The 1,473-nt window shown below is 54.4% G+C and carries 1 rRNA gene; it reads right to left on the reverse strand.

Annotation, left to right across the window (positions count from 1 at the left end):
- Window positions 1–1,473 (reverse strand): 23S ribosomal RNA (locus VSQ61_RS22640); the annotation flags it as partial.

Genomic DNA, 1,473 nt, shown 5'->3' on the forward strand with positions numbered 1-1,473 from the left:
CACCAGCGGTCAGTCCATCCCGGTCCTCTCGTACTAAGGACAGCTCCTCTCAAATATCCTGCGCCCACGCCGGATAGGGACCGAACTGTCTCACGACGTTCTGAACCCAGCTCGCGTACCGCTTTAATGGGCGAACAGCCCAACCCTTGGGACCTGCTACAGCCCCAGGATGCGATGAGCCGACATCGAGGTGCCAAACCACTCCGTCGATGTGAACTCTTGGGAGTGATAAGCCTGTTATCCCCAGGGTAGCTTTTATCCGTTGAGCGATGGCATTCCCACTTAATACCACCGGATCACTAAGTCCTACTTTCGTACCTGCTCCACCCGTCGGTGTCACAGTCAAGCTCCCTTCTGCCTTTGCACTCTTCGAATGGTTTCCAATCATTCTGAGGGAACCTTTGAGCGCCTCCGATACCCTTTCGGAGGCGACCGCCCCAGTCAAACTCCCCGCCTGACATTGTCCCACCGCCGGATTACGGCGGCTGGTTAGAAACCCAATACTGCAAGGGTGGTATCCCAACAGCGGCTCCATGGCAACTGGCGTCACCACTTCAATGCCTCCCACCTATCCTGTACATGCAGTACCGAATCCCAGTATCAAGCTGGAGTAAAGCTCCATGGGGTCTTTCCGTCCTGGCGCGGGTAGCCAGCATCTTCACTGGCACTTCAATTTCACCGGATGCATTGTTGAGACAGCGCTCAAATCATTACGCCTTTCGTGCGGGTCGGAACTTACCCGACAAGGAATTTCGCTACCTTAGGACCGTTATAGTTACGGCCGCCGTTTACTGGGGCTTAAGTTCAAAGCTTCGCTTGCGCTAACCTCTCCCCTTAACCTTCCAGCACCGGGCAGGCGTCAGCCCATATACTTCACCTTTCGGTTTCGCATAGACCTGTGTTTTTGCTAAACAGTTGCTTGAGCCTATTCTCTGCGGCCGGTTCTCACCGGCACCCCTTCTCCCGAAGTTACGGGGTCATTTTGCCGAGTTCCTTAACAATGCTTCTTCCGTCGGCCTTAGGATTCTCTCCTCATCTACCTGTGTCGGTTTACGGTACGGGTGCCTTACAAACAATAGCGGCTTTTCTTGACGCATGGCTCACGGACTTCCCTACTCTAATTCGGTACGCATCACGCCTTTGGCTTGACAAGCGGATTTGCCTGCTTGCCGCCTGCTTCGCTTGCACCGGCTTTTCCATTTCCGGCTCCCGCTCTCCACGCGTGTCCCCACAGTTCTGTCATAAGGCAGTACAGGAATCTCAACCTGTTGTCCATCGACTACGTCTTTCGACCTCGCCTTAGGTCCCGACTTACCCAGGGCAGATCAGCTTTACCCTGGAAACCTTAGATATTCGGCCGGAAGGATTCTCACCTTCCTCTCGCTACTCATTCCGGCATTCTCTCTTCTCAACGATCCACGGCTCCTTCCGGTACCGCTTCGTCTCGTTGACAATGCTCCTCTACCAATTGGC

Source organism: Candidatus Merdisoma sp. JLR.KK006, assembly GCF_036941035.1.
In the GTDB taxonomy this organism is placed as follows: domain Bacteria; phylum Bacillota; class Clostridia; order Lachnospirales; family Lachnospiraceae; genus Laedolimicola.